1 protein-coding gene is annotated in these 271 nt (G+C 62.7%); it reads right to left on the reverse strand.

Features of this window, described 5'->3' with window-relative positions:
• On the reverse strand, positions 1–271 hold a 271-nt coding region (locus ACM5QX_RS29595), incomplete at both ends, for a hypothetical protein (protein WP_414756765.1).

Raw genomic sequence — 271 nt, forward strand, 5'->3', positions numbered from 1 at the left:
GCGGCCTGATCATCGATCATGGTCGGCTGCCGGGAGCGGCCCAGCCACGCGCCCAGTTCCATGTCTTCGGTCGGATGCAGATCGATCTGATCTCGCAGCGCTGTCGTCCATTGCTGCACTTCCTGCATGGGCACGCGCATCAGCACGCCCCAACCCAGCAAAATGCCGACGACCAGGGCTAGCGAGACGGGCACCTTGTTGCGTGAGATAACTTCGCTCATGCCGAGGGCGACGGGTACCAGCAACAAAACGAGGAAGTCCACCGGGTGGG

The organism is Anabaena sp. CCY 9910, assembly GCF_963920875.1.
GTDB classification, from domain to species: domain Bacteria; phylum Cyanobacteriota; class Cyanobacteriia; order Cyanobacteriales; family Nostocaceae; genus Trichormus; species Trichormus variabilis.